The organism is Burkholderia sp. PU8-34 (genome assembly GCF_053427725.1).
The window spans coordinates 144481-170018 of record NZ_JBSAXC010000006.1 but is presented as its reverse complement, the minus strand read 5'-3'; the positions used below and the strand labels follow the sequence as shown (position 1 = coordinate 170018).

Annotated in this window: 27 protein-coding genes, 1 other RNA gene and 1 riboswitch; of the genes, 14 read left to right on the top strand and 14 right to left on the bottom strand. The window is 68.7% G+C overall.

What is annotated here, in order from left to right; genetic code table 11:
* Positions 1-27: 27 nt before the first annotated feature.
* From cobU to ACV22Z_RS16950, 4 genes are read left to right on the top strand one after another with little or no spacing between them, the layout of a single operon-like run.
* Positions 28-582, top strand: coding sequence for a bifunctional adenosylcobinamide kinase/adenosylcobinamide-phosphate guanylyltransferase (cobU, locus tag ACV22Z_RS16965; protein ID WP_448077444.1), 555 nt, complete (start codon positions 28-30; stop codon positions 580-582).
* Positions 576-1520, top strand: a complete 945-nt coding sequence (gene cbiB, locus ACV22Z_RS16960) for an adenosylcobinamide-phosphate synthase CbiB (RefSeq protein WP_448077443.1) — start codon at positions 576-578, stop codon at positions 1518-1520. The genes cobU and cbiB overlap by 7 nt, the downstream gene beginning before the upstream one ends.
* Positions 1513-2532, top strand: a complete 1020-nt coding sequence (gene cobD / locus ACV22Z_RS16955) for a threonine-phosphate decarboxylase CobD (RefSeq protein ID WP_448077442.1) — start codon at positions 1513-1515, stop codon at positions 2530-2532. Before cbiB ends, cobD begins: the two co-directional genes overlap by 8 nt.
* A gap of 2 nt (positions 2533-2534) precedes the next feature.
* Positions 2535-3455 (top strand): cobalamin-binding protein, encoded by a 921-nt coding sequence (locus ACV22Z_RS16950; protein ID WP_448077627.1) that lies wholly within the window; start codon positions 2535-2537, stop codon positions 3453-3455.
* 40 nt (positions 3456-3495) lie between these two features.
* Here ACV22Z_RS16950 and cobC read toward each other — a convergent pair whose 3' ends face one another.
* The 6 genes from cobC to ACV22Z_RS16920 are packed head-to-tail and all read right to left on the bottom strand — an operon-like array spanning position 3496 to position 9705.
* Positions 3496-4098, bottom strand: coding sequence for an alpha-ribazole phosphatase (gene cobC / locus ACV22Z_RS16945; protein ID WP_448077441.1), 603 nt, complete (start codon positions 4096-4098; stop codon positions 3496-3498).
* Complete coding sequence (locus ACV22Z_RS16940; RefSeq protein ID WP_448077440.1) at positions 4083-4859, bottom strand: adenosylcobinamide-GDP ribazoletransferase; 777 nt, start codon at positions 4857-4859, stop codon at positions 4083-4085. The genes cobC and ACV22Z_RS16940 overlap by 16 nt, the downstream gene beginning before the upstream one ends.
* Positions 4849-5901, bottom strand: coding sequence for a nicotinate-nucleotide--dimethylbenzimidazole phosphoribosyltransferase (gene cobT, locus ACV22Z_RS16935; RefSeq protein WP_448077439.1), 1053 nt, complete (start codon positions 5899-5901; stop codon positions 4849-4851). The genes ACV22Z_RS16940 and cobT overlap by 11 nt, the downstream gene beginning before the upstream one ends.
* Before the next feature lie 52 nt (positions 5902-5953).
* Positions 5954-6766, bottom strand: a complete 813-nt coding sequence (locus ACV22Z_RS16930; protein WP_448077438.1) for an ABC transporter ATP-binding protein — start codon at positions 6764-6766, stop codon at positions 5954-5956.
* A complete protein-coding gene (locus ACV22Z_RS16925; protein ID WP_448077437.1) occupies positions 6763-7764 on the bottom strand; it encodes a FecCD family ABC transporter permease in 1002 nt (333 codons plus the stop codon). The genes ACV22Z_RS16930 and ACV22Z_RS16925 overlap by 4 nt, the downstream gene beginning before the upstream one ends.
* Before the next feature lie 30 nt (positions 7765-7794).
* Positions 7795-9705, bottom strand: a complete 1911-nt coding sequence (locus tag ACV22Z_RS16920) for a TonB-dependent receptor domain-containing protein (RefSeq protein ID WP_448077436.1) — start codon at positions 9703-9705, stop codon at positions 7795-7797.
* A gap of 65 nt (positions 9706-9770) precedes the next feature.
* A riboswitch (cobalamin riboswitch) is annotated at positions 9771-10023 on the bottom strand.
* 167 nt (positions 10024-10190) lie between these two features.
* Here ACV22Z_RS16920 and ACV22Z_RS16915 point away from each other — a divergent pair.
* The 5 genes from ACV22Z_RS16915 to ACV22Z_RS16895 all read left to right on the top strand — a co-directional run bounded on the left by ACV22Z_RS16915 (position 10191) and on the right by ACV22Z_RS16895 (position 12601).
* The gene (locus tag ACV22Z_RS16915; protein ID WP_448077435.1) at positions 10191-10541 is read left to right on the top strand and encodes an ATPase; all 351 of its coding nucleotides are present in this window, start codon (positions 10191-10193) and stop codon (positions 10539-10541) included.
* A complete protein-coding gene (locus tag ACV22Z_RS16910; RefSeq protein WP_448077434.1) occupies positions 10538-10852 on the top strand; it encodes a cell division protein ZapA in 315 nt (104 codons plus the stop codon). The genes ACV22Z_RS16915 and ACV22Z_RS16910 overlap by 4 nt, the downstream gene beginning before the upstream one ends.
* A gap of 81 nt (positions 10853-10933) precedes the next feature.
* Positions 10934-11115: non-coding RNA, 6S RNA (gene ssrS / locus ACV22Z_RS16905), on the top strand.
* Between the two features lie 101 nt (positions 11116-11216).
* Positions 11217-11678, top strand: a complete 462-nt coding sequence (locus ACV22Z_RS16900; protein ID WP_448077433.1) for an EVE domain-containing protein — start codon at positions 11217-11219, stop codon at positions 11676-11678.
* 182 nt (positions 11679-11860) lie between these two features.
* Entirely contained in the window at positions 11861-12601 is a 741-nt protein-coding gene (locus ACV22Z_RS16895) for an SIMPL domain-containing protein (protein WP_448077432.1), read from the top strand.
* A 100-nt stretch (positions 12602-12701) separates the two neighbouring features.
* On the opposite strand, the gene lgt is transcribed toward ACV22Z_RS16895, so the two are convergent.
* The gene (lgt, locus tag ACV22Z_RS16890) at positions 12702-13592 is read right to left on the bottom strand and encodes a prolipoprotein diacylglyceryl transferase (protein WP_448077431.1); all 891 of its coding nucleotides are present in this window, start codon (positions 13590-13592) and stop codon (positions 12702-12704) included.
* Positions 13593-13682: 90 nt separating this feature from the next.
* Positions 13683-14600: a LysR substrate-binding domain-containing protein gene (locus tag ACV22Z_RS16885; protein ID WP_448077430.1), complete on the bottom strand. Its 918-nt coding sequence runs from the start codon at positions 14598-14600 to the stop codon at positions 13683-13685.
* A 145-nt stretch (positions 14601-14745) separates the two neighbouring features.
* Between ACV22Z_RS16885 and ilvD the strand changes: the two genes are divergently transcribed.
* On the top strand, positions 14746-16419 hold the full coding sequence (gene ilvD / locus ACV22Z_RS16880) for a dihydroxy-acid dehydratase (RefSeq protein ID WP_448077429.1): 1674 nt from the start codon (positions 14746-14748) through the stop codon (positions 16417-16419).
* 125 nt (positions 16420-16544) lie between these two features.
* On the top strand, positions 16545-16868 hold the full coding sequence (locus ACV22Z_RS16875; RefSeq protein WP_448077428.1) for a c-type cytochrome: 324 nt from the start codon (positions 16545-16547) through the stop codon (positions 16866-16868).
* 28 nt (positions 16869-16896) lie between these two features.
* Here the strand turns inward: ACV22Z_RS16875 and ACV22Z_RS16870 are convergent, their stop codons facing one another.
* The 3 genes from ACV22Z_RS16870 to ACV22Z_RS16860 are packed head-to-tail and all read right to left on the bottom strand — an operon-like array spanning position 16897 to position 19526.
* On the bottom strand, positions 16897-17538 hold the full coding sequence (locus ACV22Z_RS16870) for a DUF2486 family protein (protein WP_448077427.1): 642 nt from the start codon (positions 17536-17538) through the stop codon (positions 16897-16899).
* A gap of 25 nt (positions 17539-17563) precedes the next feature.
* Entirely contained in the window at positions 17564-17980 is a 417-nt protein-coding gene (locus tag ACV22Z_RS16865) for a DNA polymerase III subunit chi (protein WP_448077426.1), read from the bottom strand.
* A 34-nt stretch (positions 17981-18014) separates the two neighbouring features.
* Positions 18015-19526: a leucyl aminopeptidase gene (locus ACV22Z_RS16860; RefSeq protein ID WP_448077425.1), complete on the bottom strand. Its 1512-nt coding sequence runs from the start codon at positions 19524-19526 to the stop codon at positions 18015-18017.
* Positions 19527-19648: 122 nt separating this feature from the next.
* Here ACV22Z_RS16860 and lptF point away from each other — a divergent pair, with 122 nt between their 5' ends.
* From lptF to ACV22Z_RS16845, 3 genes are read left to right on the top strand one after another with little or no spacing between them, the layout of a single operon-like run.
* The gene (gene lptF / locus ACV22Z_RS16855) at positions 19649-20743 is read left to right on the top strand and encodes an LPS export ABC transporter permease LptF (RefSeq protein ID WP_448077424.1); all 1095 of its coding nucleotides are present in this window, start codon (positions 19649-19651) and stop codon (positions 20741-20743) included.
* 3 nt (positions 20744-20746) lie between these two features.
* Positions 20747-21895 carry an LPS export ABC transporter permease LptG gene (gene lptG, locus ACV22Z_RS16850; protein WP_448077423.1) on the top strand — a complete coding sequence of 383 codons (1149 nt, stop codon included), beginning with the start codon at positions 20747-20749 and terminating at the stop codon, positions 21893-21895.
* A gap of 25 nt (positions 21896-21920) precedes the next feature.
* Positions 21921-22313, top strand: coding sequence for a sirohydrochlorin chelatase (locus ACV22Z_RS16845; protein WP_448077422.1), 393 nt, complete (start codon positions 21921-21923; stop codon positions 22311-22313).
* Between the two features lie 58 nt (positions 22314-22371).
* Here ACV22Z_RS16845 and cobA read toward each other — a convergent pair whose 3' ends face one another.
* The 3 genes from cobA to cysD form a co-directional block, all read right to left on the bottom strand.
* On the bottom strand, positions 22372-23121 hold the full coding sequence (gene cobA, locus ACV22Z_RS16840) for a uroporphyrinogen-III C-methyltransferase (RefSeq protein ID WP_448077421.1): 750 nt from the start codon (positions 23119-23121) through the stop codon (positions 22372-22374).
* Positions 23122-23191: 70 nt separating this feature from the next.
* Positions 23192-24508 carry a sulfate adenylyltransferase subunit 1 gene (locus tag ACV22Z_RS16835; protein ID WP_448077420.1) on the bottom strand — a complete coding sequence of 439 codons (1317 nt, stop codon included), beginning with the start codon at positions 24506-24508 and terminating at the stop codon, positions 23192-23194.
* Between the two features lie 22 nt (positions 24509-24530).
* Positions 24531-25493, bottom strand: coding sequence for a sulfate adenylyltransferase subunit CysD (gene cysD, locus ACV22Z_RS16830; RefSeq protein ID WP_448077419.1), 963 nt, complete (start codon positions 25491-25493; stop codon positions 24531-24533).
* Positions 25494-25538 lie beyond the last annotated feature (45 nt).

Genomic DNA, 25538 nt, shown 5'->3' with positions numbered 1-25538 from the left:
TATCGCCTGCGCCGTTACAATCACGCGATGATTCCGCACGATCTCACCTTCGTCCTCGGCGGCGCGCGCTCGGGCAAGAGCGCGTACGCCGAGCGGCTCGCGGCCGACAGCGGCCGCGCCGTCACCTATATCGCGACCGCGTATGCGGGCGATGCCGAATTCGCGCAACGGATCGCGCATCATCGCGCGCGCCGGCCGGCGAGCTGGGGATTCGCCGACGCCCCCGTCGCGCTCGCCGAAACCGTCGCGCGGCTCGACGATCCCGATGCGTGCCTGCTCGTCGACTGCCTGACGCTGTGGCTCACGAACCTGCTGTGTCCGGCCGAAGGCGAACCGCTCGACGACGCGCAGTACGCGGCGCGCGTCGCGGCGCTCGACGCGGCGCTGCGCAACGCGCGCGCGAAGGTGATCGTCGTCAGCAACGAGATCGGGCTCGGCGTCGTGCCGCTCGGCTCGATCACGCGCCGCTACGTCGACGAGCTCGGCCGCCTCAACCAGCGCGTGGCCGCGCTCGCCACGCGCGTCACGCTGCTCGTCGCCGGGCTGCCGGTCGCAATCAAGACGGAGCCCGCGTCATGCTGATGCTGTCGTTGCCCGCGCTCGCGCTGCTCGCGATCGTCGCCGTGATCGTCGATCGCGTGCTCGGCGAGCCGTCGGCCGCGCATCCGCTCGTCGCATTCGGGCGGCTTGCCGCGCGGATCGAAGCCGCGCTGAACACCGGCCGGCGCGGCCGCCTCGCGGGCATCGCCGCATGGCTTGCGGCCGTCGCGCCGCCGGTCGTGCTCGCCGCGTCGCTGACCGCCGCGCTGCCGGGCCCGCTCGCGGCCGCGCTGCACGTCGCGCTGCTGTGGTTCGCGCTCGGCGCGAAGAGTCTCGCCGACCATCTCGCGCCGATCGCCGCCGCGCTGCTGCGGCACGACCTGCCCGGCGCGCGCACGCTGACCGCGCGGATCGTGTCGCGCGACACGAGCGACGCGGACGAGGGCGCGCTGTCGCGCGCGGCCGTCGAATCGGCGCTCGAGAACGGCAACGACGCGATCTTCGGCGCCCTCTTCTGGTTCGTCGTCGCGGGCGGCCCCGGCGCACTGATGTTCCGGCTCGCGAACACGCTCGACGCGATGTGGGGCTACCGCACGCCGCGCTTCCTGACGTTCGGCTGGGCCGCCGCACGGATCGACGACGCGCTGAACTGGCTTCCCGCGCGCCTCACGGCCGCGAGCTATGCGCTGCTCGGCGACACCGCGAACGCATGGCGCTGCTGGCGCACGCAGGCGCGCCACTGGGACAGCCCGAACGCGGGCCCGGTGATGGCCGCGGGCGCGGGCAGCCTGAACGTGCAGCTCGGCGGCCCGGCCGTGTATCACGGTGAAATCGAAAACCGTCCGCAACTCGGCAGCGGCGCGCCCGCGAGCGCCGCGCACATCGTCGCCGCGCTGTCGCTCGTCATGCGCACCCTCGCGCTGTGGCTCGCGCTGCTCGTCGCGAGCGCCGCACTCGTCATGGGCACCCAGCATGTCTGACACCCGCATCACGCACGGCGGCAACCTGCACGAAGCCGCACGCCGCCACGGCATCCCGTACGACGCGTGGCTCGACCTGTCGACCGGCATCAATCCGGCCGGCTACCCGGTGCCGCCCGTCCCCGCCGACGCGTGGCGCCGGCTGCCCGACGACGGCGACGGGCTCGCCGCGGGCGCAGCCCGCTACTACGGCGCCCCGCACGCCGCGCACGTGCTGCCGGTCGCCGGCAGCCAGGCCGCGATCCGCGCGCTGCCCGCGCTGCTGCCGCACGGCGCGGCAGGCGTCGCCGCGCTCGCGTACGGCGAATACGGGCCCGCGTTCGCGCGCCACGGCCACCGCATCGAACCGCTCGACATCGGCACGGACACGCTGCCGGTGACGCTGCGTCACGTCATCGTCGGGAATCCGAACAACCCGACCGCCGAGCGCGTCGCCGCCGAGCGCCTGCTCGGCTGGCATGCGCAGCTGTCGGCGCGCGGCGGCACGCTGATCGTCGACGAGGCATTCGCCGACACGGGCACGGCCGGCTCGCTTGCCGCCTGCGTCGATCGTCCGGGTCTCGTCGTGCTGCGCTCGGTCGGCAAGTTCTTCGGGCTGGCGGGCATCCGTGCCGGTTTCGTGCTCGCGCATCCCGAACTGATCGCCGCGCTGCGCGACACGCTCGGCGCGTGGACCGTCAGCGGCCCCGCCCGTCACGCGGTCACGGCCGCATTCGCCGACCGCGCGTGGCAGACGGCGGCCCGCGAGCGGCTCGCCGCCGACGGCGAACGGCTCGCCGCGCTGCTGCGCGGACACGGCTACGTCGTGCACGCAACGCCGCTGTTCAGCTGGACCGCCGATCCGCGCGCCGGGGCGTTGCATGCGGCGCTTGCACGGCACGGCATCTGGACGCGGCACTTCGCGCAACCGTCGAGCATGCGCGTGGGCTTGCCGGGCAACGAAGCGGAATGGCAGCGCCTCGCAGACGCGCTCGCACGATGCGCTCCCGGACTGGATGGAACAGCGCTTTGACGATGCGTCCGCTCGCGCGCCTGCTGCCGGTAACCGCCCTGTTCGCGCTGCTCGCGCTCGGCAGCGCGCCGCCTGCGCGCGCGGACGTCAGCGCACGCGACGATGCAGGCAACGCGGTTACGCTGCCCGCGCCCGCGCAACGCGTCGTCAGCCTCGCGCCGCACGCAACCGAGCTGATCTACGCGGCCGGCGGCGGCGCGAAGCTCGTCGGCACCGTCACGTACAGCGACTATCCGGGCGCCGCGAAAGCCGTGCCGCGCGTCGGCGACAACAAGGCGCTCGATCTCGAACGGATCGCCGCGCTGAAGCCCGACCTGATCGTCATCTGGCGACACGGCAATGCGGAGCGGCAGACCGACGCGCTGCGCGCGCTGCACATTCCGCTGTTCTTCAGCGAGCCGCAGCATCTCGACGACATCGCGTCATCGCTGCGCCAGCTCGGTGCGTTGCTTGGCACGCAGCCCGTGGCCGACACGGCCGCTGCGGCGTTCACGCGCGACGTCGACGCGCTGCGTGCACGCTATGCGGCGCGCGCGCCCGTCACGGTGTTCTTCCAGGTGTGGGACCGGCCGCTGATGACGCTCAACGGCACGCATCTGATCAGCGACGTGATCGCGCTGTGCGGCGGCCGCAACGTGTTCGCGTCGCAGAAGCCGCTCGTGCCGACGGTCACGGACGAAGCCGTGCTCGCGGCCAATCCGGAAGCGATCGTGACGACAAGCGCCGGCGCAACGGCGTCGCGCGAGCCGCTACCGAGCCTCGCGCGCTGGCGCGCGTGGCCGGCGCTGACGGCCGTCGCGCGCGACAACCTGTTCGCGATCGACGGCGACTTGCTGACGCGCGCGTCGCCGCGCATCGCGCAAGGCGCAGCGGCACTCTGCGAGGATCTCGACCTTGCACGCAAGCGGCGGCCTGCGCGCTGACGCAAGCGCGCGCGCAGGGCCGGTTCACGTCAACGCCTGTTCACGTCAATAGCGGGCCCTGATCGTCCCAGTGCACCATCTCCCACGCACCGGATGCATCGCACCTGCGCAGCCACACAATGCCGCCATACGGCACCGGCCGCGACAACAGCGAGTCGAGCGGCATCCGTAACACCTGCGACGCAAACACACGGATCACGCCTGCATGCGTGATCACCCATTGCGGCGCGCCGTTCTGCGCGACCGTGTCGACCATCTGCGCAACCCGCGCAGCGAAACGTGCGACGCTCTCGCCGCCGTGCTCGCATGCATGCATCAGGTCCGCCGCCCACGCATCGAGCGCCGCGCGGTCGATGTCGTCCCAGCGCTGCATCTCCCATGCGCCGAAATCCATCTCCTGCCAGCGCGCGTCGCGCTGCAGCGGCACGCCGAGCGCATGCGCGAGGCATTCCGCAACCGACGCGCAACGTGTCAGCGGGCTGCACCCGATACGTTCCGGCAGCGGCGCACGCAACGCCGCGACACGCGCATGCACGGCCTGCGCGCCGGCCTCCGCCGGCGCCGCGAGCGGCACGTCGCTGCGCCCGTAGCACACGCCCGCATCGACATCGACCGCCGGATGCCGGATCAGGACGACGTCCATCCGAGCACCACGAGATAGATCGTCAGTTCACCCAACTGCTGCGCGAAGCCGAGGCAGTCGCCCGTGTAGCCGCCGATGCGCCGCACCAGATAGCGCGCGAGCCATGCGCGCAGCAGCACGAGCGCCGCGAACGCGGCCACGCCAGCTCGCCAGTCCGGCCAGAACAGCCAGGGCAGGCCGAACGCCGCCGCGACGAGCGCCGCACGCGGCCCCATCCGCTGCGCGACCGGCTTCGCCTTGCCTTCGGCGCGCACGTAATCGAGCGACATCAGCAGGCTCACCGCCATCGCGCGGCTCGCGGCGTGCGCGGCAACCATCGTCCACGCAGCGCGCAGCGGCGGCAGCGCGGCAAGCGCCTGCCATTTCAGGCCGAGCGCGATCACGAGCGCGACCGCGCCGAACGTGCCGATCCGCGAGTCGTGCATGATCCGCAGCACGTCGTCGCGCGTGTAGCCGCCGCCGAACGCATCGCAACTGTCGGCGAGCCCGTCCTCGTGGAACGCGCCGGTTGCGAGCAGCGTCGCGGCGATCGACAGGCCCGCCGCGATCGACGCCGGCAGCATGCGCAGCGCCGCGAGGTAGACGAGCGCGCCCCACGCGCCGACGCACGCGCCGACGAGCGGAAAGTAGCGCGCGGCCTGGTCGAGATCGCCGGAGGCGTAACCGATCGCGCGCGGCACGGGCACGCGCGTGAAATAGCCGAGCGCGACGAAGAAGTAGCGCAGCTCGGCGCGCAGGCCGCGCGCGCGCTCAGGCGTCACGATTGTCGACGCCGGCGGAATCGAAGCTCGCCATCTCGGTCATGAACGCGGCCGCTGCGCGCACGAGCGGCAGCGCGAGCGCCGCGCCCGTGCCTTCGCCGAGCCGCAGGTCGAGCGCGAGCAGCGGCTTCGCGCCGAAATGCTCGAGCATGCGGCGATGCCCCGCTTCGTTCGACGTGTGCGAGAACACGCAGTAATCGCGCACGGCCGGCGCGAGCCGCTCCGCGACGAGCAACGCCGAGGTGGCGATGAAGCCGTCGACGAGGATCGTCATGCGCTCGCTCGCCGCCGCCAGAAACGCGCCCGTCATCATCGCGATCTCGAAGCCGCCGAACGTCGCGAGTACATCGAGCGGCTCGATCGCGTGCGAATGCCGCGCGAGCGCACGCCCGAGCACCGCGCGCTTGTGCGCGAGCCCCTGATCGTCAAGCCCCGTGCCGCGTCCGACGCATGCGTCGATCGGCACGTCGAGCAGGCGGCTCATCAGGCAGGCGGCCGACGACGTGTTCGCGATTCCCATCTCGCCGAAGCCGATCACGTTGGTGCCGAGCGCCGCGTGATGGCGCACGCGGGCGGCGCCCGCGGCAAGCGCGCTGAGCGCCTCGTCGCGCGTCATCGCCGGCTCCAGCGCAAAGTTGCGCGTGCCGCGCGCGACCGGCAGCGAGATCAGCCGGTCGGATGCGGGCAGCGGCGACGCAACGCCTGCATCGACGATCTCGAGCGTGCTCTGCGAGACGCCGGAAAACGCGTTGATCGCCGCGCCGCCGGCCAGGAAGTTCGCGACCATCTGCGCGGTCACGGCCTGCGGATACGGGCTCACGCCTTCGGCCGCAATCCCGTGGTCGCCCGCGAACACGATCGTCGCCGGACGCTGCACGAGCGGCCGCTCGGTTTGCTGGATCAGGCCGAGCTGCAGCGCGAGCGGCTCGAGCTGGCCGAGGCTGCCCGGCGGCTTGGTCTTGTGGTCAATCACATGCTGCAGGCGCGCGCGCAAGGATGCGTCGAGCGGCGCGATGTCGGGCAGGAAGTCGGTCTGGGTCATCGTTGGTTCGCCTGGTTAGCGCGGCAGCCGCCGCACGTCGAAAGAAAGTAAGTCATCGCCGCTCCGGCCACGCGGGCAGCAATGCGTCGCGGCCATCCTGACGGATCAGCACGAGCGGATAGCCGAACGCATCGCTCGCGCGCTCGGCCGTCAGCACGTCGTGCACGGGGCCCGCCCACGCGCGCCCGCGGCCGTCGAGCAGCAATGCATGCGTCGCGAAGCGGCGCGCGAGATTCAGGTCGTGGCACGAAAACAGCACGGTGCGCTGGCCGGCGTCGAGCCACGCGGCCAGCGCGGTCAGGCAATCGATCTGGTGATGCAGGTCGAGATGCGCGAGCGGCTCGTCAAGCAGCAGCAGCGGCGCATCCTGGCACAGCGTCGCGGCCAGCGCGACGCGCTGCCGCTCACCGCCGGACAGCGACAGCACGTCGCGATCGGCAAACGGCGTGAGGCCGAAGGTCGCGAGCGCGTCGCGCGCGGCCGCACGGTCGCCGTCGCGCTCCCAGCCCCAGCCGCCGAGATACGGGAAGCGGTTGAGCAGCACCGTGTCGAACACGGTCGCGCTGAACGCATCGTGCAGGTGTTGCGGCATCAGCGCGCGCCGTTGTGCGAGCTGGGCGGGCGGCCACGCGGCGAGCGGGCGGCCGTCGGCTTCGACGTGGCCGCCGGACGGCGCATGCAGGCCCGCGAGCGTCGCGAGCAATGTCGTCTTGCCCGCGCCGTTCGGCCCCGCGACGCACCAGATCTCGCCGGGCCCGAACTCCTGCGTGAAGCCGCTCAGCAACGTGCGCGCGCCGACCCGCAGCGTCAGGTGGACAGCCGCGTACGAGACGCCGGTGGCCGGCAAGGATACGGCTGCATTCATCGCGTCGGTCTCCTCAGCAACATCCACAGGAACACCGGCACACCGATCAGCGCGGTCATCACGCCGACCGGCAACTGCGCGGGCGCGATCACGGTCCGCGCGAGCAGGTCGGCCGCCATCACGCCGCCGCCGCCCGCGAGCAGCGCGGCAGGCAGCAGCATGCGCTGGTCGTTGCCGAACGCGAGACGCAGCGCATGCGGGACGACGAGCCCGACGAAGCCGATCGTGCCCGCGGTCGTCACCGCAGCAGCCGCGGCCAGCGACGCGACGAGGTAGATGCGCACGCGCAGCCGCGCGACCGGCACGCCGAGCGCGAGTGCGGTCGCGTCGCCGCGCAGCAGCACGTTCAGCTGCGGCGCGGCCGGCAGCGCGACGCACGCGGCGAGCGCAAGCGCGGCCCACGCGAACCATGGCGCCGCGGCGCCGTTCAGGTCGCCGGTCAGCCAGAAGATGATGCCGCGCAGCCTGGCATCGGGCGCGAGCGACAGCAGCAGCGTGACGAGCGCGCCCCACCCGGCCGCGATCACGACGCCGGTGAGCAGCAGCCGCGGCGACGCGTCACGCAACTCGCCGCGCCACAGCTCGCGGCGCGCGAGGCCGAGCACGAGCCCCACGGACACGAGCGCGCCGGCGAACGCCGACGCATCGACGAGCCACCACGCGGCGCCCGCGATCATCGCGACGAGCGCAAAGCCGGCCGCGCCGCCCGACACGCCGAGCACGTACGGTTCCGCGAGCGGATTGCGCAGCAGCACCTGCAGCAGCGCGCCCGCGAGTGCGAGCAATGCGCCGCACGCGAAGCCCGCGAGCGCGCGCGGCAGCCGCAGCGTGCGAACGATGTCGGCGAACAGCGCATCGCCGCCGCCGTGCGGAACGAGCGATGCGAGCGCCTGCAGCGGCGACATCGGCACGCTGCCGATCGTCAGCGACGCGACGAACAGCACGGCGACGGCCACGGCGAGCGCCGCCCAGATCGCCGCCGCGCGCGTGGCGCTCATGCGGCGCACCGTGCCGCGCACGCCGGGCGCTTACTGCTGCTGCCAGCCGAGCGTGACATAGGCGCCGCGCCGCGGCGTGTTGTATGCGTAGGCAAGCTCGTAGTCCTTGTCGAAGAGGTTGTCGATGCGCGCGCTGACGTACCACGCCTTCGTGATGTTGTAGCGCGCGGACAGATTGACGAGCCCATAACCGCCGAGCCGCCCGCCGCCCGAATCGTTGCGCGCGCCACTGACGAGCCATTCGCCGCCGACGCGCACCGGGCCGAACGCGCGGCTCACCGCTGCCGACGCGAAGCGCCGCGCGCGCCGGTCCAGGTCCTGATTCTGCGTTTCGTCGATCGGGTTCTGCAAGGTGGCGGCAACCCGCACGTCGGTCGCGCCGACGTGCCCTTGCCACGAGCCTTCGAGCCCCTGCACCTTCGCCCGGCCGACATTCTGCGCGACATAGAAGAAGCTGTTCGCTTCAGGCCGGTAGTCGATCAGGTTCGAATAGCGCGTCTGGAACACGGTGATGCGCATGACGCCCACCGCGTTCGCCGCATATTGCAGCGCGGCCTCGACCGAGTGGCTGCGCTCGGGCTGGATCGACGGATTCCCGGCGATCGGGTAATAGAGGTCGTTGAAGCTCGGCGCGCGAAACGCGTCCGAATAGCTGGCGGTGATTTTCCAGCGATCGGTGAGGTCGAGCCCGTAGCCCAGATAGTACGAGTTCGCGCCGCCGAAATCCGAATACTGGTCGCGCCGCAGGCTCGCCTGGAACTGCTGGCGGCCGATGCGCCCCATGTAGCCGAGCCAGCCGGAATTCACGTGGCGTTGCGGCGCCGAATACACGTTCGACATGAACTGCTGGTCGAGCCGCTCGTAGCCGGCCTGGATCATGTGGTCGGGCGCGATCCGGAAATCGTTCTGCCACGTGTACTGGCGGTTGTCGGTATTGAAGTGGTCGGTGTAGACGCCGTTCAGCTCCGTCTGGCTGCGGTCGTTGCCGGTCGCCACGCTGACATGCGTCGTCCACCAGTCGAACAGCTTGCCGTTCGCGAAGACGCGCGCCTGCTGCACGCGCGAATACAGGTTGTTCAGGTCGGTCGGCGCGCCGAACGCGTTGTCGTAGCTGTTGGTGCCGTTCGACTGGAAGTACGTGACGCCCGCATCCCAGCGATCGTCGAAGCGATGCCGCAGCGATGCGGTGACGCTCTCGTTCAGGTAGCCGTTCGCGTTCGGGTTCGCATTCGGCTGCTTCGCCGGATCGAGCGCGGAAAAGCCGTTGTCCTTGTCGCGCGCGATCGACACGCTGAAGGTCGTCTTGCCGTCGGCGTCGAGCCGGCCCGACACGCCCGCCTGCTGCGTCTGCGTGCCATAGCTGCCGAGGCCGACCGCAAAGTTGAAGCGCGGCGGATGATTGCCGCCGTCCTTCGTGAACACCTGCACGACGCCGCCGATCGCACCGGAGCCATACAGCGACGACACGTTGCCGTTCACGATCTCGACCCGCTCGATCTGGTCGAGCGGCAGCTGGCTCAGCTGCGCGGCGCCGAGGCTCGCGGAATCGACGCGCACGCCGTCGACCAGCACGAGCGATTGCGTCGATTGCGCGCCGCGCAAAAACAGCGTCGCGCTCGCGCCAGGGCCGCCGTTGCGCACGATCTGCGCGCCTGGCGCGAACGCGAGCAGCGTCGGCAGGTCGGCGCCCGGATGCGCAGCGATGTCCTGCGCGTCGAACACGGTCGTTTGCGGAATCGCATCGGCAAGGACCTGCGGCGCGCGCTGCGCGGTGACGACGACCGGCGCGAGCAGCTGCGCGTCGGTGTTCTGTCCTGTCTGCGCGGCAGCGGGTGTGGTGGAGGTGGCGGGTACGGCCGGTGCAGCAGCAGTCTGGGCCGCGGCGGCGAGCGGCAGCCCGCATAGCGCGCCGAGCGCGTTGCGGGCGATTGGGGTCAGCATCGAAGACATCCTGTGAACGGCTGCGCGCCCCGCTTCCCCGCAGGCCGCGCGTCATGAAGCCCGCGCACGGGCTCCCCGCCTCGGCCGGTATCCGGGCTGGCGGCACACCGGCTCGCCTTCCCGCGCAATCATGCGCAGTGGCCTGCGCCCGCATGCGAACCGCACACGCCGAGCGCACCCGAGCCGGCCTGCATCGTCCGATGCGGCCGCTTACCGTTGCGGGGGCAGCGCAGGTTGGCCGCTCCTGGCGGAGCCGGCGCCCTGCTTCCCGTTTAACCGCGCGTCGCACGCGCGAGCACCGAGGCGGCGCCAGTTTAGGAGCGGTCCGCGAGAGCGTCAAGAAAGCGCTCGGCACACAGGCAAAAACCGGCCCCCGTCTCGCAATTTCGCGGCAAGAAGCAGGGGTGTTACGACTGGAAACGTTACAGATGTCGGAATGCGCGTTATTCCGCGCTAAAATGCTGGGTCTTTAGAGGACGCAGCAGATGCTCAACGAACTCGAAACCCTATCTCAAAATATTGGCCGGCTGATTGCACTGAACCAGCGCTATCACTCGGAACGGCTCGCGCTCGAAGAGCAAGTCGCGCAATTGCGCGCGGAAGCGGACACGGTGCGCGCCGAGCTCACGCAACTGCGCGAGGAACGCAATGCGCTCGAGGCGGAACGCGACACGCTGTCGGCGAAGATCGACGACGCTCAGGTGAAACTGAACGCGATTCTCGAGAAGCTGCCGCGCTCGAAGAGCGTGGCGGAAACCGACAACCAGCTCGATCTGCTGGATACACAGGCGCGCGCCGATCGCGACGACGCGGCAAGCCACGGAGAACACGCATGAGCACCAAGCAGATCGAAGTCTCGATTCTCGGCCAGGCCTATCGTCTCGCCTGTTCGGCCGAGACCGAAGGGGCGCTGCTCGAGGCTGTCGCGCGTGTCGACGCGGAAATGACGAAGATCCGCTCGAACAGCTCGGTGCGCGGCACCGATCGCATCGCCGTGATGGCGGCGCTGTCGCTCGCGTCCGAACTGCTGCGGCTGCAAACGAGCGTGCGTCACGGTGAAGCATTTCCGGCGGAAGAAATCCGGCGTACAATGCGCCAGATGAACGAAAAACTCGGTGCGGTGCTCGCACAGCACGAGACGCAGTAACCTCGAATCGATGTGTCGATTCCCCTTGATCTCAGCGGTCAACGGTGGTCAAATTGGACACAACGATTCACAGTTCAGTCAGCTTCCCTGCCTGGTTCGCCAAGGTCATATATTCCTTGAACCAATGCCATGTGCACGGTTGCGGAAATTTGTAGCACGGGCGCGCGCGTCACTCTGTCTGATGTACCCGAAGTGCTGCTAACTGCGACCAATTCTGAACCCCAGGTTCAGGATGCCGGCCTAGCGGCTAAGGCGGGGGCCTATCCAACGGCATCGGGTCTTGCACCCGATGCCGTTTCCTTTTGTAGCGGCCTCTTTTGTAGCGGCCTCTTGTAGCAGCCTCTTTCTGCGTCGATCACGATCCATGCAATACTGGCTGATGAAGTCCGAACCGGACGAAGCGAGCATCGACGATCTCGCGAACGCGCCGCAGCGCACGCTGCCCTGGACCGGCGTGCGCAACTATCAGGCGCGCAATTTCATGCGCGACACGATGAAGCTCGGCGACGGCGTGCTGTTCTATCACTCGAGCTGCCCCGAGCCGGGCATCGCGGGCGTCGCCGAAGTGTCGTCGACACCCTACCCCGATCCCACGCAATTCGATCCGAAGAGTCCCTATTACGATCCGAAGTCGACGCAGGAAACGCCGCGCTGGCTGCTCGTCGACGTTCGCTTCGTGAAGAAGTCGCCGCTCGTGCCGCTCGCGGCGCTGCGCGAATACGACGAGCTCGCCGACATGCGTGTGCTTGCGAAAGGCAACCGGCTGTCGATCACACCTGTCACGCGCGCCGAATGGCGCTTCATCACCGAACGGCTGATGAAGTAAGCGCGGGCGGGCAAACGTCAAATTTGGTCAGCATGCGCGGCGCGTCCGGAACTCGCCGATGCATCGCCGGGCCTAAGCAACCGCGACCGGCCGATCCGGCCGGCTGTCGTTTTTCCCTCGCGCGGTCCGCCCGCGTCGCGCACGCGCGATCCGCGTGCGCGCCATCGACAAGGAACCCAACAATGACGAAGAAATCCGCACTCGCGCTGTCGCTGATGCTTGCCGCCGCCGTGCCCGCTGTGCTGGCCATCGCGCCCGCCACCGCGCAGGCCCAAGCCGTCAACCCGCACTTCCCGCAGCCGTCGGGCGTGCTGTCGCTGTCGTCGCAGGCGAGCAGCGAAGTGCCGCAGGACATCATCCATATCACGCTGTTCTATGAAGAGCAGGCGAAGGATCCGGGCAGCCTGACGTCGCAGCTGAACCAGCGCGCCGACGCCGCGCTCGCACAAGCGAAGAGCGTGTCCGGCGTGACCGCGCATACGGGCGCGTTCTCCGTCTATCCGAGCACCGATCGCGACGGCAAGATCTCCGCATGGCGCGGCCGCACGGAAGTCGTGCTCGAGTCGCGCGATTTCGCCGCGGCGTCGAAGCTCGCGGGCCAGTTGTCGAACCTGATGCAGGTGGCGAACGTCGAGTTCTCGCTGTCGCCCGAAGCGCAACGCGCAGCCGAAGAGAAGCTCACGACCGAAGCGATCAAGTCGTTCCGCATGCGTGCGGACGAAGCCGCGAAGGCATTCGGCTACAGCAGCTATTCGATTCGCGACGTAAACGTCGGCAGCGGCCGCAACGTGCAGCCGTATCCGCGCATGATGGCGATGGCCGCGCCTGCGATGGACAGCGCGAAGATGAGCGCGCCGATCGCCGTCGAAGGCGGCAAGGCGACCGTGACGGTCACGGTCAACGGCTCGGTGCAGATGAAGTAACTGAAGTAATCGAAGTCACGCGGGCAGTCTGCACGCCAGATGCGAAAACGCCGGCCCCGGGGCCGGCGTTTTTCGTTGGTGCGTCACGCGCGCAAGCGCATCATGCAGTGGCCGCGGCCGCGCGGCGGCGATACGCCCAGATCATCAGCGCGATGCCCGCGAGGATCATCGGCAGCGACAGCCACTGCCCCATCGACAGGCCGAGCGCAAGCAGGCCGAGGAAGTCGTCCGGCTCGCGCGCGAACTCGACCGTGAAGCGTGCGAGGCCGTAGCCGATCAGAAACAGCGCGGACACCGCCCCCATCGGACGCGACTTGCGCGCGAACAAGAACAGCACGAAGAACAGCGTGATGCCTTCGAGCGCAATTTCGTAGAGCTGCGAAGGATGGCGCGGCAGCATCTGGTATTGCAGGAACACGTCGTTCAGGTGCCACTTCGCGGCGAGTTCCGGATGCGCGCCGAGCCACGCGGCATCGTCGCGCGACGCGCCCGGGAACAGCATCGCCCACGGCGCGGCCGGATCGGTCACGCGGCCCCACAGCTCGCCGTTGATGAAATTGCCGAGGCGGCCCGCCGCGAGACCCGTCGGCACCATCGGCGCGACGAAATCGGTGACCTGCAGCCAGTGACGCTTGCGCTGCCACGCGAACAGCATCATCGCGAGCGTCACGCCGAGGAAGCCGCCGTGGAACGACATGCCGCCTTCCCACACCTTGAAGATGTCGAGCGGATGCGTGAAGTAGAAGCTCGCCTTGTAGAACAGCACGTAGCCGAGCCGGCCGCCGAGCACGGTGCCGAGCACGCCGTAGAACATCATGTCGTCGATGTCCTTCGCGGTCCAGCCCTGCGCGGCGACGTGCGGCAGCTTAAGGCGGACGCGGCCGACGACGATCGCGGCGATGAAACCGACGAGATACATGAGCCCGTACCAGCGCACGGCGAGCGGCCCGAGATGGATCGCAACGGGGTCGAAATTCGGGTGAATGATCATGGGTTAACGGTGAAGGTTTCGAATTCGGTGCGACGGCGCGCAAACGTGCCGCGCCGCGCATTGGACGACGCCGGCGCGCCATCGTTCACGTCATGCGCTCGCGAACGCCCGCGCGCGCACGATGTCGATGAAGCCGGCCAGCACGGGGCTGACGTCGCCGGTGCGCCACACGAGGCCCGTCTCGACGACGGGCGCATCACCCGCGAGCGGCCGGTAGACCACGCCGGTGCGCCGCAGGTTACGCAGCGACTGCGGCACCAGTGCGACACCCATGCCGGCCGACACGAGGCTCACGATCGTCTGCATCTGGATCGCTTCCTGGCCGATGCGCGGGGTCTCCCCCGCCGCGCCGTAGCAGCCCGTAATGATGTCATAAAAGCCGGGCGCCAAACGGCGCGGGAAGATCACGAGCGGCAACGCGGCCACGTCGGCGAGCCGCACCGGCGTGTCGCCGGGCGCGTCACACATCGCCGCGGGCATCGCCAGCACGAGCGGCTCGCGCACGACGGGCAGGTACGACAGCTCGGCCGCATGGCGCGGCGGCACGGGCGGAATGATCAGCCCGGCGTCGATGCGGCCGGCGGCGAGCTCCTCGATCTGCACGTCGCTCGTCGCCTCCGCGAGCTGCAGCCGCACCTGCGGATAGCGCGCGCCGAACGCGCGCAACAGCGACGGCAGCAATCCGTAGTCGGCGGTCGACACGAACGCGAGCGCGAGCGAGCCGGTCTCGCCGCGCGCGAGGCTCTGCGCGCGCGACGGCAACGCGTCGGCCGCCTCGAGCAGCTTGCGCACGTCCGCGAGCAGCGCCGCGCCTACGGCCGTCAGCGCGACCGAGCGCTTGGTGCGCACGAACAATGCAACGCCGAGCTGCTCCTCGAGCGCGCGGATCGCCTGCGACAGCGGCGGCTGCGTCATCGACAGGCGCGTTGCCGCGCGGCCGAAATGGCGTTCTTCGGCAACGGTCACGAAGTAGCGCCACTGCCGCAGATCGGGGGTCAGGTCAGGCATCGTCAGTCATATGGAAAACGACCTAATAGGCGATGAATAATATATTGGACACGCTCAGAGGGAAATCGCATCCTTGCGTCATCGGAGCCGATGCGCCGCCTGCGTGTGCACCCGCAGGCATCACCCACACCAGGATGGAGTCCCCATGTCATACAACCGCCGCTCGAAGAACGTCACGCAAGGCGTGGCCCGTTCGCCGAACCGCTCGATGTATTACGCGCTCGGCTACCGGAAGGAAGATTTCGACAAGCCGATGATCGGCATCGCCAACGGCCATTCGACGATCACGCCGTGCAACGCGGGCCTGCAGCGCCTGTCGGATGCGGCGGTCGCGGCCGTGAAGGCCGCCGACGCGAACCCGCAGATCTTCGGCACGCCGACCATCTCGGACGGCATGTCGATGGGCACCGAGGGGATGAAATACTCGCTCGTGTCGCGCGAAGTGATCGCCGACTGCATCGAGACCTGCGTGCAGGGCCAGTGGATGGACGGCGTGGTCGTCGTCGGCGGCTGCGACAAGAACATGCCAGGCGGCATGATCGCACTCGCGCGGCTGAACGTGCCGGGTATCTACGTGTATGGCGGCACGATCCGCCCCGGCCACTGGAAGGGTCGCGACCTGACGATCGTGTCGTCGTTCGAGGCCGTCGGCGAGTTCACCGCGGGCCGGATGTCGCAGGAGGATTTCGAAGGGGTCGAGCAGAACGCGTGCCCGACGACCGGCTCGTGCGGCGGCATGTACACCGCGAACACGATGAGCTCGTCGTTCGAGGCGCTCGGCATGTCGCTGCTGTATTCGTCGACGATGGCGAACCCCGACCAGGAAAAGGTCGACTCCGCGGCCGAATCGGCGCGCGTGCTTGTCGAAGCGGTGAAGCAGGACCTGAAGCCGCGCGACATCATCACGAAGCAATCGATCGAGAACGCGGTGTCGCTGATCATGGCGACCGGCGGCTCGACCAACGCCGTGCTGCACTATCTGGCGATCGCGCACGCAGCCGAGGTCGACTGGACGATCGACGACTTCGAGCGCATCCGCAAGCGCGTGCCGGTGATCTGCGACCTGAAGCCGTCGGGCCAGTACGTCGCGACCGACCTGCACCAGGCGGGCGGCATTCCACAGGTGCTGAAGATCCTGCTCGACGCCGGCCTGTTGCACGGCGACTGCATCACGATCACGGGCCGCACGCTCGCCGACGAGTTGAAGGACGTGCCGAGCGTGCCGCGCGCGGACCAGAACGTGATCTACCCGATCGGCCAGGCGCTGTACAAGGAGGGCCACCTCGCGATCCTGAAGGGCAACCTTGCGGAAGACGGCGCGGTTGCGAAGATCACCGGCCTGAAGAACCCGGTCATCACCGGCCCTGCGCGCGTGTTCGACGACGAGCAGAGCGCGATGGAAGCGATCCTCGGCGACAGGATCCACGCGGGCGACGTGCTCGTGCTGCGCTATCTCGGCCCGCAGGGTGGCCCGGGGATGCCGGAAATGCTCGCGCCGACGTCGGCGATCATCGGCAAGGGGCTCGGCGAATCGGTCGGTTTCATCACCGACGGCCGCTTCTCGGGCGGCACCTGGGGCATGGTGGTCGGCCACGTCGCGCCGGAAGCGTTCGTCGGCGGCACGATCGCGCTCGTGCAGGAAGGCGACTCGATCACGATCGACGCGCACCGGCTGGTGCTGCAGCTGAACGTCGACGACGCCGAACTGGCGCGCCGCCGCGCCGCGTGGAAGCAGCCGGCGCCGCGCTATACGCGCGGCGTGCTCGCGAAGTTCGCGGCGCTCGCGCGCCCGGCGAACCAGGGCGCCGTGACCGGTTGAGATCAGGCCGGGCGATGATGCGGCCGTCAAGCCGGCCGCCCGCCAAGGGAGCGCAAAACCGCGCGCTCCCTTTGCTTTTATAATGCGCGGACGTCAAGCCGGCTGTGCCGCCGGCGGAGAACCGCATGAAACAGACGATATTGCGTGCAACGATCCTGACCCTGCTGATCGGCAGCGCGGCCGCGCACGCGGAGCAGACCGACGGCCTGACGCTCGCGCAACGCAAGAACTGCATGGCCTGCCATGCGGTGAACAAGCCGTTGATGGGGCCGTCTTTCCATGACATCGCCGACAAGTACGGCGCGCGCGGCGACGCCGGCGATTACCTCGCGCAGACGATCGTGAAGGGCAGCGTCGGGGTGTGGGGCAGCGTGCCGATGCCCGCGAATACGCAGCTGACGGGTGCCGAGGCGCATGCGCTCGCGCACTGGGTGCTGACGCTGAAGTAAGTCAGTCCGACCGGATCGTGCGTCCGATTCAGCCGGAACGCCCGTTGCGGCGGCGCGCGATCTCTTCGTCGACCGCATCCCGCACCCACTCCATCACTTCGGTTTCGAGCGCAAGCGCCACCTCGCGCGTGATCTGGCTGACGAGCCACGCCGTGTGGTCGTGCAGCGCATCGCGGCAGCGCGCCTCGATCGCCTCTCGCCCTTCCCCGGTCAGGTAATTCGTCAGACGGTCGCGCAGCCGCTCGGCAATGTGCTGCGCGTCTTCTGGCGTGAGTGCGACGGAAGTCGTTGCGCCGGTGTCCGGGGTCGAAGGGGAAGAAAGGGTCGAAGAGGATGAAAACGGCGCCGGCGTGTCGGCGACCGGCGCGGCAACCTCGCCGGCAGGCGGCCATTCGACCGCCGGAACATGCGGCGTCGGCACCGGTTCGACGGTCACCGTATCGGGGTCGCCTTCGATTTCGGCTGGCACGGCCGTCGCTTCCGGCCGCGTCTCTTCGGCCACTTTCGCCGCTTCCTGCCCCGGCTTGCCCGATGCGACCACGTCGGTCAGCACCGGAATGGCCGCATCGTCACGCGGCGCATCGGCCGCGGGCGCGCGCGCCGGCGCCGGCTTGCCCGGCACCAGCACGTCCGTCAGCGTCGGAATCGAGGATGATTCGGTTTGCCCCACGTGGATACTCCGTCGACGGGTGCGACTAGCTGCCCTGCTTGTAATTATTGAGCGCGTAGCCGCGATCGCGATAGAAGCGGTAGCGCTCGCGCCCCGCAGCCAGTTCGGCCGGCTCGTTGCCGACCACCTCGAGCAGCCGCTCGAAGCGTGCGAATTGCGCCGGCACCGCCGCGCCGAGATTCAGCAGCACGTGGTGATGCGGCGCCCGGTCGAGGTCGGCTGCGAGCACGATCGGCGTGTCGGCCGCGTGCGCGCTGTCGACCCCGCAATGCGGAATGAAATCGAGCGGCGAGAACGTCCAGAGCTGCTCGTCGAGCGCGCGCAGGCGTGCGGGCTCCGCGAGCACGACGACCGGCTGCCCGGCCTGGTAGGCCTTGCGCAGCAGCCGGCACGCGTAGGCGAGCGAATCGCCGACGTTCGAGTGGAAATCGATCCGTGTCATCGCCCGCACGCCCGCCACGTCATGCGCACCGCCGTCACTGGCCGGCGCGGTCGATCAGGAACTGCGCGAGCAGCGGCACCGGACGGCCGGTCGCGCCCTTCGCCGCGCCGCTCTTCCAGGCGGTGCCCGCGATGTCGAGGTGCGCCCACGGATAGCTGTCGGTGAAGCGCGACAGGAAGCACGCGGCCGTCACGCTGCCGGCCGGACGCCCGCCGATGTTCGCGATGTCCGCGAAGTTCGACTTCAGCTGGTCCTGGTACTCGTCGTCGAGCGGCAGGCGCCACGCCGGATCGTTCGCCTCGCGCGACGCGTCGAGCAGTTCGCCCGCGAGCGCGTCGTCCTTCGAGAACAGGCCGCTGTTGTGGTTGCCGAGCGCGATGATGCACGCGCCCGTCAGCGTCGCGACGTCGATCACCGCGGCCGGCTTGAAGCGCTCCGCGTAGGTCAGCGCGTCGCACAGGATCAGGCGGCCTTCGGCGTCGGTGTTCAGCACCTCGATCGTCAGTCCCTTCATGCTGGTGACGATGTCACCCGGCTTCGTCGCGTTGCCGCCCGGCATGTTCTCGCAGGTCGGCACGATCGCGACGACGTTGATCTTCAGGCCCATCTCGGCGACCGCGCGCATCGTGCCGAGCACCGAGCCCGCGCCGCACATGTCGTACTTCATCTCGTCCATGCCCTCGCCCGGCTTCAGCGAGACACCGCCCGTGTCGAACGTGATGCCCTTGCCGACCAGCACGACCGGCTTGGCCTTCGCCGCGCCGCCCTGATAGTGCAGCACGATGAATTGCGGCGGCTCGACCGACGCGCGCGCGACCGACAGGAACGAGCCCATCTTCAGCGCCTGGATCTGCTTCAGGCCGAGCACCTCGGCCTTCAGGCCCCAGTCCTTCGCGATCTGCTTCGCGGTGTTCGCGAGATAGGTCGGCGTGCAGACGTTGCCCGGCAGGTTGCCCAGATCGCGGGTCAGATCCATCCCGTTCGCGAGCGCGACGGCCTGCTTGACCGCGACCTTCGCGGTCTTCTCGTCCGCCGGGTCGACGCTGAACACGATGCGCTTGAGCGCATGCGACGCCGGCTCCGGCTTGCTCTTCATCTGCGTGAAGCGATAGGTCTCGTTGCGCAGCGCGAGAATCGCCGCGCGCACGCCCCAGTCCGAGCTGCGCTCGTCGACCGGCAGCTGGGCCAGCGTGAAGGTGACCTGAACGACCTTGGTCGCGAGCAGCGCGCGCCACGCGGCGGTCACCGCGTCGTTGTAGGCTTTCTGGTTGAAAGCATCCTGCTTGCCGAGGCCGACGAGCAGCACGCGTGACGCGCCGATGCCCTGCACCTCGTGCAGGAACAGCGTCTTGCCGCGCTTGCCGTCCATGTCGCCGGCCTTCACGATGCGCGAGATCAGTCCCTTGGTGGCCGTGTCGATGTCGAGCGCGGCGCCGGACAGCGTCTGCGCCTCGAAGATGCCGAGCACGATGCAGTCGGACTTCCCGGTCAGGAACCCCTTCGACTCGCCTTTGCTCCAATCACAGCCTTTTATGCTAAAGTCCATCGCGCTTGTCCTCGGATAAAATCTGGGCTAAGGATGAAAGCCGCAATTATCCGCTATTTTTCCCGTGGCGGCGCGAGCGCCGACCCACGCGTGTGCAGCGCCCCGCCCTCTTCTCATCAAGAATGATCTTCGAACGCTCCCTCCAGCGCGAGCTTGCGTATACGGCTGGCGCCGTGTTCATGGTGCTGCTCACGATCATGCTCACGACGATGATGATCCGCATCGTCGGCTATGCCGCGTCTGGCGAAATCGATCCGCGCGACGTGCTCGTGCTGATCGGCCTCACCGTGATCGGCTACCTGGCCGTGATGCTCGTCGTCACGCTGTTCGTGTCGATCCTGTTCGTGCTGACCCGGTGGTACCGGGACTCCGAAATGGTCGTCTGGCTCGCGTCCGGCGTGAGTCTCACGCGTCTCATCAAGCCGATCGGCATGTTCGCGACGCCGATCGTCCTGCTGATTGCATTCTTCGCGTTCGTCGGCTGGCCGTGGTCGAACCAGCAGAGCAAGATGATCAAGTCGCGCTTCCAGCAGCGCGACGAGATCTCGCTGCTCGCGCCCGGCCAGTTCCGCGAATCGGCGACCACCCACCGCGTGTTCTTCATCGAGAAGATGACGCCGGACCAGTCGAAGGTGCAGAACGTGTTCGTCACGTCGACCGAGAACGGCAAGGTCAACGTCGTCGTGTCGCAGACGGGCCACACGGAATCCAAGGACGGCGACCGCTTCGTCGTGCTCGAGAACGGCCGCCGCTACGACGGCTCGCCCGGCCAGCCGAACTTCAAGATCATGGAGTTCGAGCGCTACGGCGTGAAGATCACGAGCAAGCCGGTCGTCAACGTGCCGACCACCAACAGCACGCCGACCCTCGAGCTGCTGCGCAACCCGACGCGCGACAACCTCGCCGAATTCGCGTGGCGCGCGGGCCTGCCGCTGATCGCGATCAACCTGATGGTGCTCGGCATCCCGCTCGCGTACCAGAACCCGCGCCGCAGCCGCACGATCAACCTCGTGATGGCCGTGCTGATCTACCTGACCTACTCGAACCTGCTCAACGTCGTGCAGGCGCAGATCGAGCAGGGCAAGCTGTCGTTCGGCGTCGGCCTCGTCGGTCTGCACCTGATCGTCGCGGCGATCGTCGCGGTGATCTTCTGGCTGCGGGTGCGCAACCGGCCGCTGTTTACACGCGCGCTGTTCAGCCGCTCGACGGGAGCATGATCGATGCGGCTCTATGAAAAATACTTCGCGCGGCAGATCTACGTCACGTTCGTCTTCATCCTGTTCGCGTTCTCGGGCCTGTTCTTCTTCTTCGACCTGATCAGCGAACTGAACTCGGTCGGGCACGGCAACTACAAGTTCGGCTACGCGGTGCTGCGCGTCGCGCTGCAGACGCCGTCGCGCTTCTACGAGATCATCCCGGTCGCCGCGCTGATCAGCGCGATCTACGTGTTCGCGCAGATGGCCGCGAACTCGGAGTTCACGATCTTCCGCGTATCGGGCCTCGCGACCAACCAGGCGCTGCGCTCGCTGCTGAAGATCGGCATCCCGATCGTGATCGTCACCTACCTGATCGGCGAGTTCGTCGGCCCGTACGCGGACCAGCTGTCCGAACGCGTGCGGCTGCAGGCGCTCGGCGCGTCCGTGTCGTCGAACTTCCAGTCCGGCGTGTGGGTGAAGGACACGCTCGCGGCGCGCGAGAACGGCGAGCACGTCACGCGCTTCGTGAACGTCGGCAGCCTGTCGCCGGATTCGACGATCAGCAACGTGCGGATCTACGAATTCGATTCGAAATTCCAGCTGCAGAACGTGCGGATCGCGCAAACGGGCCGCTACGAGCCGCCCGGCCACTGGCTGCTGACCGGCGTGACCGAGACGGAGCTCACGCCGATCAAGCCGATCAGCGGCCAGCCCGCCGACGCGCTGAACCCCGTGTACCGGTCGCAGCAGGTCACGCTGCCGGAATACCGGCTGCGCTCGGACCTGACGCCGCAGATCCTGTCGGTGCTGCTCGTGTCGCCGGACCGGATGTCGATCATCAATCTGTTCCGCTACATCCAGCATCTGAAGGAAAACCAGCAGGACACGCAGCGCTACGACATCGCGCTGTGGCGCAAGCTGCTGTACCCGTTCGCGGTGTTCGTGATGCTGGTGCTGTCGCTGCCGTTCGCGTACCTGCATACGCGCGCGGGCGTGGTCGGCGTGAAGGTGTTCGGCGGCATCATGCTCGGCATGAGCTTCCAGCTCCTCAATACGCTGTTCTCGCATATCGGCACGCTGAACACGTGGCCCGCACCGCTGACGGCGGCCACCCCCGGCCTGATCTACCTCGCGCTCGGGCTGTTCGCGCTCAAATGGGTCGACCGGCACTGAGCGCCGGCACGCGACGGAGGGCCACATGAGTTCACACGGTATCGTCCTGTTCGGTCACGGCGCCCGCGATCCGCGCTGGGCGGAGCCGTTCGAGCGGCTCGCCGCACGGCTGCGCGCCGCGCGCGGCGCCGCTGCGCCACCGGGGTCCGTTTCGCTCGCGTTTCTCGAGCTGATGACGCCGTCGCTCGACACCGCAGTCGCCGCGCAGGTGGCGGCCGGCTGCACGCGCATCACCGTCGTGCCGGTGTTCTTCGGCCAGGGTGGCCATATCCGCCGCGACCTGCCGCAGCTCGTCGATGCGTGCCGCGCAGCGCATCCGGGCGTCGAAATCCGCTGCACGACCGCGGTCGGCGAAGACGACGGCGTGCTCGACGCGATCGCGCGCTACTGCCTCGAGCAGTCGGGCGACGACGCGTAAGCACGGCGAACGCCACACAGAAAAAAACGCTGGCCTATGCCAGCGTTTTTCGTTTCACTCAGGCCGCATCGCGCAACGCGCCGCCCTGCTTCGCTTGCTTCCCGCGGCCGGCAAACGCGTCGCCGATCATCAGCAGGCTCGGCGCGGCCGGATCGAGCCAGGCCTGCGCCGCGCCCGCCGCCATCTCGCCAAGCGTCAACGTCAGCGTGCGCTCGCGCGCCGTGCTGCATGCCTCGACGATCGCGACCGGCGTCGCGCTCGCGCGGCCCGCGTCGATCAGCTGCTGCGCAATGCCCGGCGCGCTGTCGCGGCCCATGTAGTAGACGATCGAATCGGCGCGCGCGGCTTCGCGGATCTCGTCGCTGCCCGGCGCACGGCTGTGCGTCGCGAACGCGACGCTGCGTGCGACACCGCGCAGCGTCAGCGAGCGCTTCAGCGTGGCCGCGCCGGCCAGCGCCGCGGTGATGCCCGGCACGATCTCGTAGTCGATGCCGGCCGCCTCGAGCGCGCGCATTTCCTCGTCCGCGCGGCCGAACAGCATCGGGTCGCCGCCCTTCAGCCGCACGACGCACGCATGTTCGCGCGCCGCGTCGACGATCTGCTTGTTGATGAACTGCTGCGCGGTCGAACGCTGCCCGCAGCGCTTGCCGACCGCGATCTTGCGCGCGTTCGGCGCATAGTCGAGCATCGCCGGCTCGACGAGCGCGTCGTGCAGCACGACGTCGGCCTGCGCGAGCAGCCGCGCGCCGCGCACCGTGATGAGGTCCGCCGCGCCCGGTCCTGCTCCGATCAGATACACCTTGCCCATGTTGGTCGCTTCGCTTGTCCGCGGGGGACGGCTCCGGCCCGCGCCGCCGTGCGGCGGCGCGGCTTCCCGGTTACGCCGAGAACGCCCGGATCATCCCTGCGGCGACCGTGTGATGCGTCGCCTCGTCAATCAGCACGAACGCGCCCGTGCCCGGATGCGCATCGTACGTGTCGCAGACGATCGGCTTCTGCAGCGTCAGCGCGACGCGGCCGATGTCGTTCATCTTCAGGTCGTGGCGGTCGGTCGCGTGCGACAGCGTGTGCACGTCGAGCACCTGCTTGACCGCGCCGACCTTCGCAAACACGGTGCTCGTGGTCTGCTTCAGCAGGTACTTGCGCTGCGGCGACAGCGGCGTTTCGTCGAACCAGCACAGATCGGCCTCGAGCTTCTTCGCCGGCTCGACCGGCTGCGCGATCGCGACGAACATGTCGCCGCGCGACACGTCGACGTCTTCCGCGAGGCGGATCGTCACGGTCTGGCCCGCGAACGCCAGTTCGACCGCCGCGGTGCCGCCCGGCACCGGCGCGATGATCTCGGCGACCGTCGCGGTGCGGTTCGACGGCAGCACGAGGATCTCGTCGCCGACCTTCACTTCGCCCGCCTCGATGCGGCCCATGTAGCCGCGGAAGTCGTCGGCCGAGCTGCCGTCCTGGCGCGCGACCCACTGCACCGGGAAGCGCAGCGCGTCATGCGCCTGCGTCTCGACCGGCAGCGACTCGAGCACGTCGAGCAGCGGCTCGCCCGCGTACCACGGCATGCGCTCGCTCGCGCCGACGATGTTGTCGCCCTTGAGCGCCGACACCGGCACGAAGCGCACGTCGGAGAGGCCGAGCTGCTTCGCGAGCGTGACGTACGCGTCGCGGATCTCGTTGAAGCGCGCTTCGCTGTAGTCGACGAGGTCCATCTTGTTGATCGCGACGATCACGTGCTGCAGCGCGAGCAGCTTGACGATCGCGCTGTGGCGCTTGGTCTGCGGCAGCAGTTCCGCGACGCCGTTCTCGATCGTCACGCGCGTCGCGTCGATCAGGATGATCGCCGCGTGCGCGGTCGACGCGCCCGTCACCATGTTGCGCGTGTACTGCTCGTGGCCCGGCGTGTCGGCGATGATGAACTTGCGCTTCGCGGTCGCGAAGTAGCGGTACGCGACGTCGATCGTGATGCCCTGCTCGCGCTCGGCTTCGAGGCCGTCGGTCAGCAGCGCGAGGTCGAGCTCGTCGCCGACCGTGCGCTTGTTCTTCGCGCGCGACAGCGCGGAAAGCTGGTCGGACAGCACGGCCTTGCTGTCATACAGCAGGCGGCCGATCAGCGTGCTCTTGCCGTCGTCGACGCTGCCCGCGGTGATGAAGCGCAGCACGCCGAGGTCTTCGTTGTTCTCGATGATGCTCATGATGTGAATGTCCTCGTGTGCGTCAGAAATAACCTTGCTTCTTGCGCTGTTCCATCGCGGCTTCGGAGGTCTGGTCGTCCATCCGGGTCGCGCCGCGCTCGGTGATCTCGGTCACCGCCGTCTCGGCGATGATCTTCTCGACGTCGTCCGCGTCGCTCTCGACCGGGCACGTGCAGCTGATGTCGCCGACGGTGCGGAAGCGCACTTGAGCGACTTCGCTCGTCTCGCCCTCGCGCATCGGCGTGAGCGGCGTGACCGGCACGAGCAGCCCGTTGCGGCGCACGATCTCGCGCTGGTGCGCGTAGTAGATCGACGGCAGTTCGAGGTTCTCGCGGGCGATGTACTGCCACACGTCGAGCTCGGTCCAGTTCGAGATCGGGAACACGCGCAGATGCTCGCCGTTGTGCAGGCGTGCGTTGTAGAGGCTCCACAGTTCCGGGCGCTGCGCCTTCGGATCCCACTGGCCGAACTCGTCGCGGAACGAGAAGATGCGCTCCTTCGCGCGCGCCTTCTCTTCGTCACGGCGCGCGCCGCCGATCATCGCGGTGAAGCCGTGCTGCTCGATCGTCTCGAGCAGCGTGACGGCCTGCGCGGCGTTGCGCGAATCGGTCTCGCGGCGCAGCACGACGGTACCGCGCTTGATCGAATCCTCGACGTGGCCGACGATCAGCTCGGCGCCGATCTCCTTCGCGCGGCGGTCGCGGAAGTCGATCACTTCGTCGTAGTTGTGGCCCGTGTCGATGTGTACGAGCGGGAACGGCAGCGAGGTCTTGCGGTTCGCGCCGAGACCGAACGCCTTCAGCGCGAGGTGCAGCACGACGACCGAATCCTTGCCGCCCGAGAACAGCAGCGCCGGCTTGCTGCACTCGGCAACCAGCTCGCGCAGGATGTGGATCGACTCGGCTTCGAGCCAGTCGAGGTGGCCCATGCGGCTGTCGGCGCCGGTGGGCGGGGCAAAGGCGGATTGCTCGAGCGTCGTGCTCATGATTTCAGTCCTTCTCTTCTGGGTTCGTGCCGCCCGCTGTCGCAG

What these genes read in the sequence shown, in the direction of transcription:
- cobU (WP_448077444.1), top strand. Translation starts at nt 28, where the DNA reads ATGATTCCGCACGATCTCACCTTCGTCCTCGGCGGCGCGCGCTCGGGC.
- cbiB (WP_448077443.1), top strand. Translation starts at nt 576, where the DNA reads ATGCTGATGCTGTCGTTGCCCGCGCTCGCGCTGCTCGCGATCGTCGCC.
- cobD (WP_448077442.1), top strand. Translation starts at nt 1,513, where the DNA reads ATGTCTGACACCCGCATCACGCACGGCGGCAACCTGCACGAAGCCGCA.
- ACV22Z_RS16950 (WP_448077627.1), top strand. Translation starts at nt 2,535, where the DNA reads ATGCGTCCGCTCGCGCGCCTGCTGCCGGTAACCGCCCTGTTCGCGCTG.
- cobC (WP_448077441.1), bottom strand. Translation starts at nt 4,098, where the DNA reads ATGGACGTCGTCCTGATCCGGCATCCGGCGGTCGATGTCGATGCGGGC.
- cobT (WP_448077439.1), bottom strand. Translation starts at nt 5,901, where the DNA reads ATGACCCAGACCGACTTCCTGCCCGACATCGCGCCGCTCGACGCATCC.
- ACV22Z_RS16930 (WP_448077438.1), bottom strand. Translation starts at nt 6,766, where the DNA reads ATGAATGCAGCCGTATCCTTGCCGGCCACCGGCGTCTCGTACGCGGCT.
- ACV22Z_RS16925 (WP_448077437.1), bottom strand. Translation starts at nt 7,764, where the DNA reads ATGAGCGCCACGCGCGCGGCGGCGATCTGGGCGGCGCTCGCCGTGGCC.
- ACV22Z_RS16920 (WP_448077436.1), bottom strand. Translation starts at nt 9,705, where the DNA reads ATGCTGACCCCAATCGCCCGCAACGCGCTCGGCGCGCTATGCGGGCTG.
- ACV22Z_RS16915 (WP_448077435.1), top strand. Translation starts at nt 10,191, where the DNA reads ATGCTCAACGAACTCGAAACCCTATCTCAAAATATTGGCCGGCTGATT.
- ACV22Z_RS16910 (WP_448077434.1), top strand. Translation starts at nt 10,538, where the DNA reads ATGAGCACCAAGCAGATCGAAGTCTCGATTCTCGGCCAGGCCTATCGT.
- ACV22Z_RS16900 (WP_448077433.1), top strand. Translation starts at nt 11,217, where the DNA reads ATGCAATACTGGCTGATGAAGTCCGAACCGGACGAAGCGAGCATCGAC.
- ACV22Z_RS16895 (WP_448077432.1), top strand. Translation starts at nt 11,861, where the DNA reads ATGACGAAGAAATCCGCACTCGCGCTGTCGCTGATGCTTGCCGCCGCC.
- lgt (WP_448077431.1), bottom strand. Translation starts at nt 13,592, where the DNA reads ATGATCATTCACCCGAATTTCGACCCCGTTGCGATCCATCTCGGGCCG.
- ACV22Z_RS16885 (WP_448077430.1), bottom strand. Translation starts at nt 14,600, where the DNA reads ATGCCTGACCTGACCCCCGATCTGCGGCAGTGGCGCTACTTCGTGACC.
- ilvD (WP_448077429.1), top strand. Translation starts at nt 14,746, where the DNA reads ATGTCATACAACCGCCGCTCGAAGAACGTCACGCAAGGCGTGGCCCGT.
- ACV22Z_RS16875 (WP_448077428.1), top strand. Translation starts at nt 16,545, where the DNA reads ATGAAACAGACGATATTGCGTGCAACGATCCTGACCCTGCTGATCGGC.
- ACV22Z_RS16865 (WP_448077426.1), bottom strand. Translation starts at nt 17,980, where the DNA reads ATGACACGGATCGATTTCCACTCGAACGTCGGCGATTCGCTCGCCTAC.
- ACV22Z_RS16860 (WP_448077425.1), bottom strand. Translation starts at nt 19,526, where the DNA reads ATGGACTTTAGCATAAAAGGCTGTGATTGGAGCAAAGGCGAGTCGAAG.
- lptF (WP_448077424.1), top strand. Translation starts at nt 19,649, where the DNA reads ATGATCTTCGAACGCTCCCTCCAGCGCGAGCTTGCGTATACGGCTGGC.
- lptG (WP_448077423.1), top strand. Translation starts at nt 20,747, where the DNA reads ATGCGGCTCTATGAAAAATACTTCGCGCGGCAGATCTACGTCACGTTC.
- ACV22Z_RS16845 (WP_448077422.1), top strand. Translation starts at nt 21,921, where the DNA reads ATGAGTTCACACGGTATCGTCCTGTTCGGTCACGGCGCCCGCGATCCG.
- cobA (WP_448077421.1), bottom strand. Translation starts at nt 23,121, where the DNA reads ATGGGCAAGGTGTATCTGATCGGAGCAGGACCGGGCGCGGCGGACCTC.
- ACV22Z_RS16835 (WP_448077420.1), bottom strand. Translation starts at nt 24,508, where the DNA reads ATGAGCATCATCGAGAACAACGAAGACCTCGGCGTGCTGCGCTTCATC.
- cysD (WP_448077419.1), bottom strand. Translation starts at nt 25,493, where the DNA reads ATGAGCACGACGCTCGAGCAATCCGCCTTTGCCCCGCCCACCGGCGCC.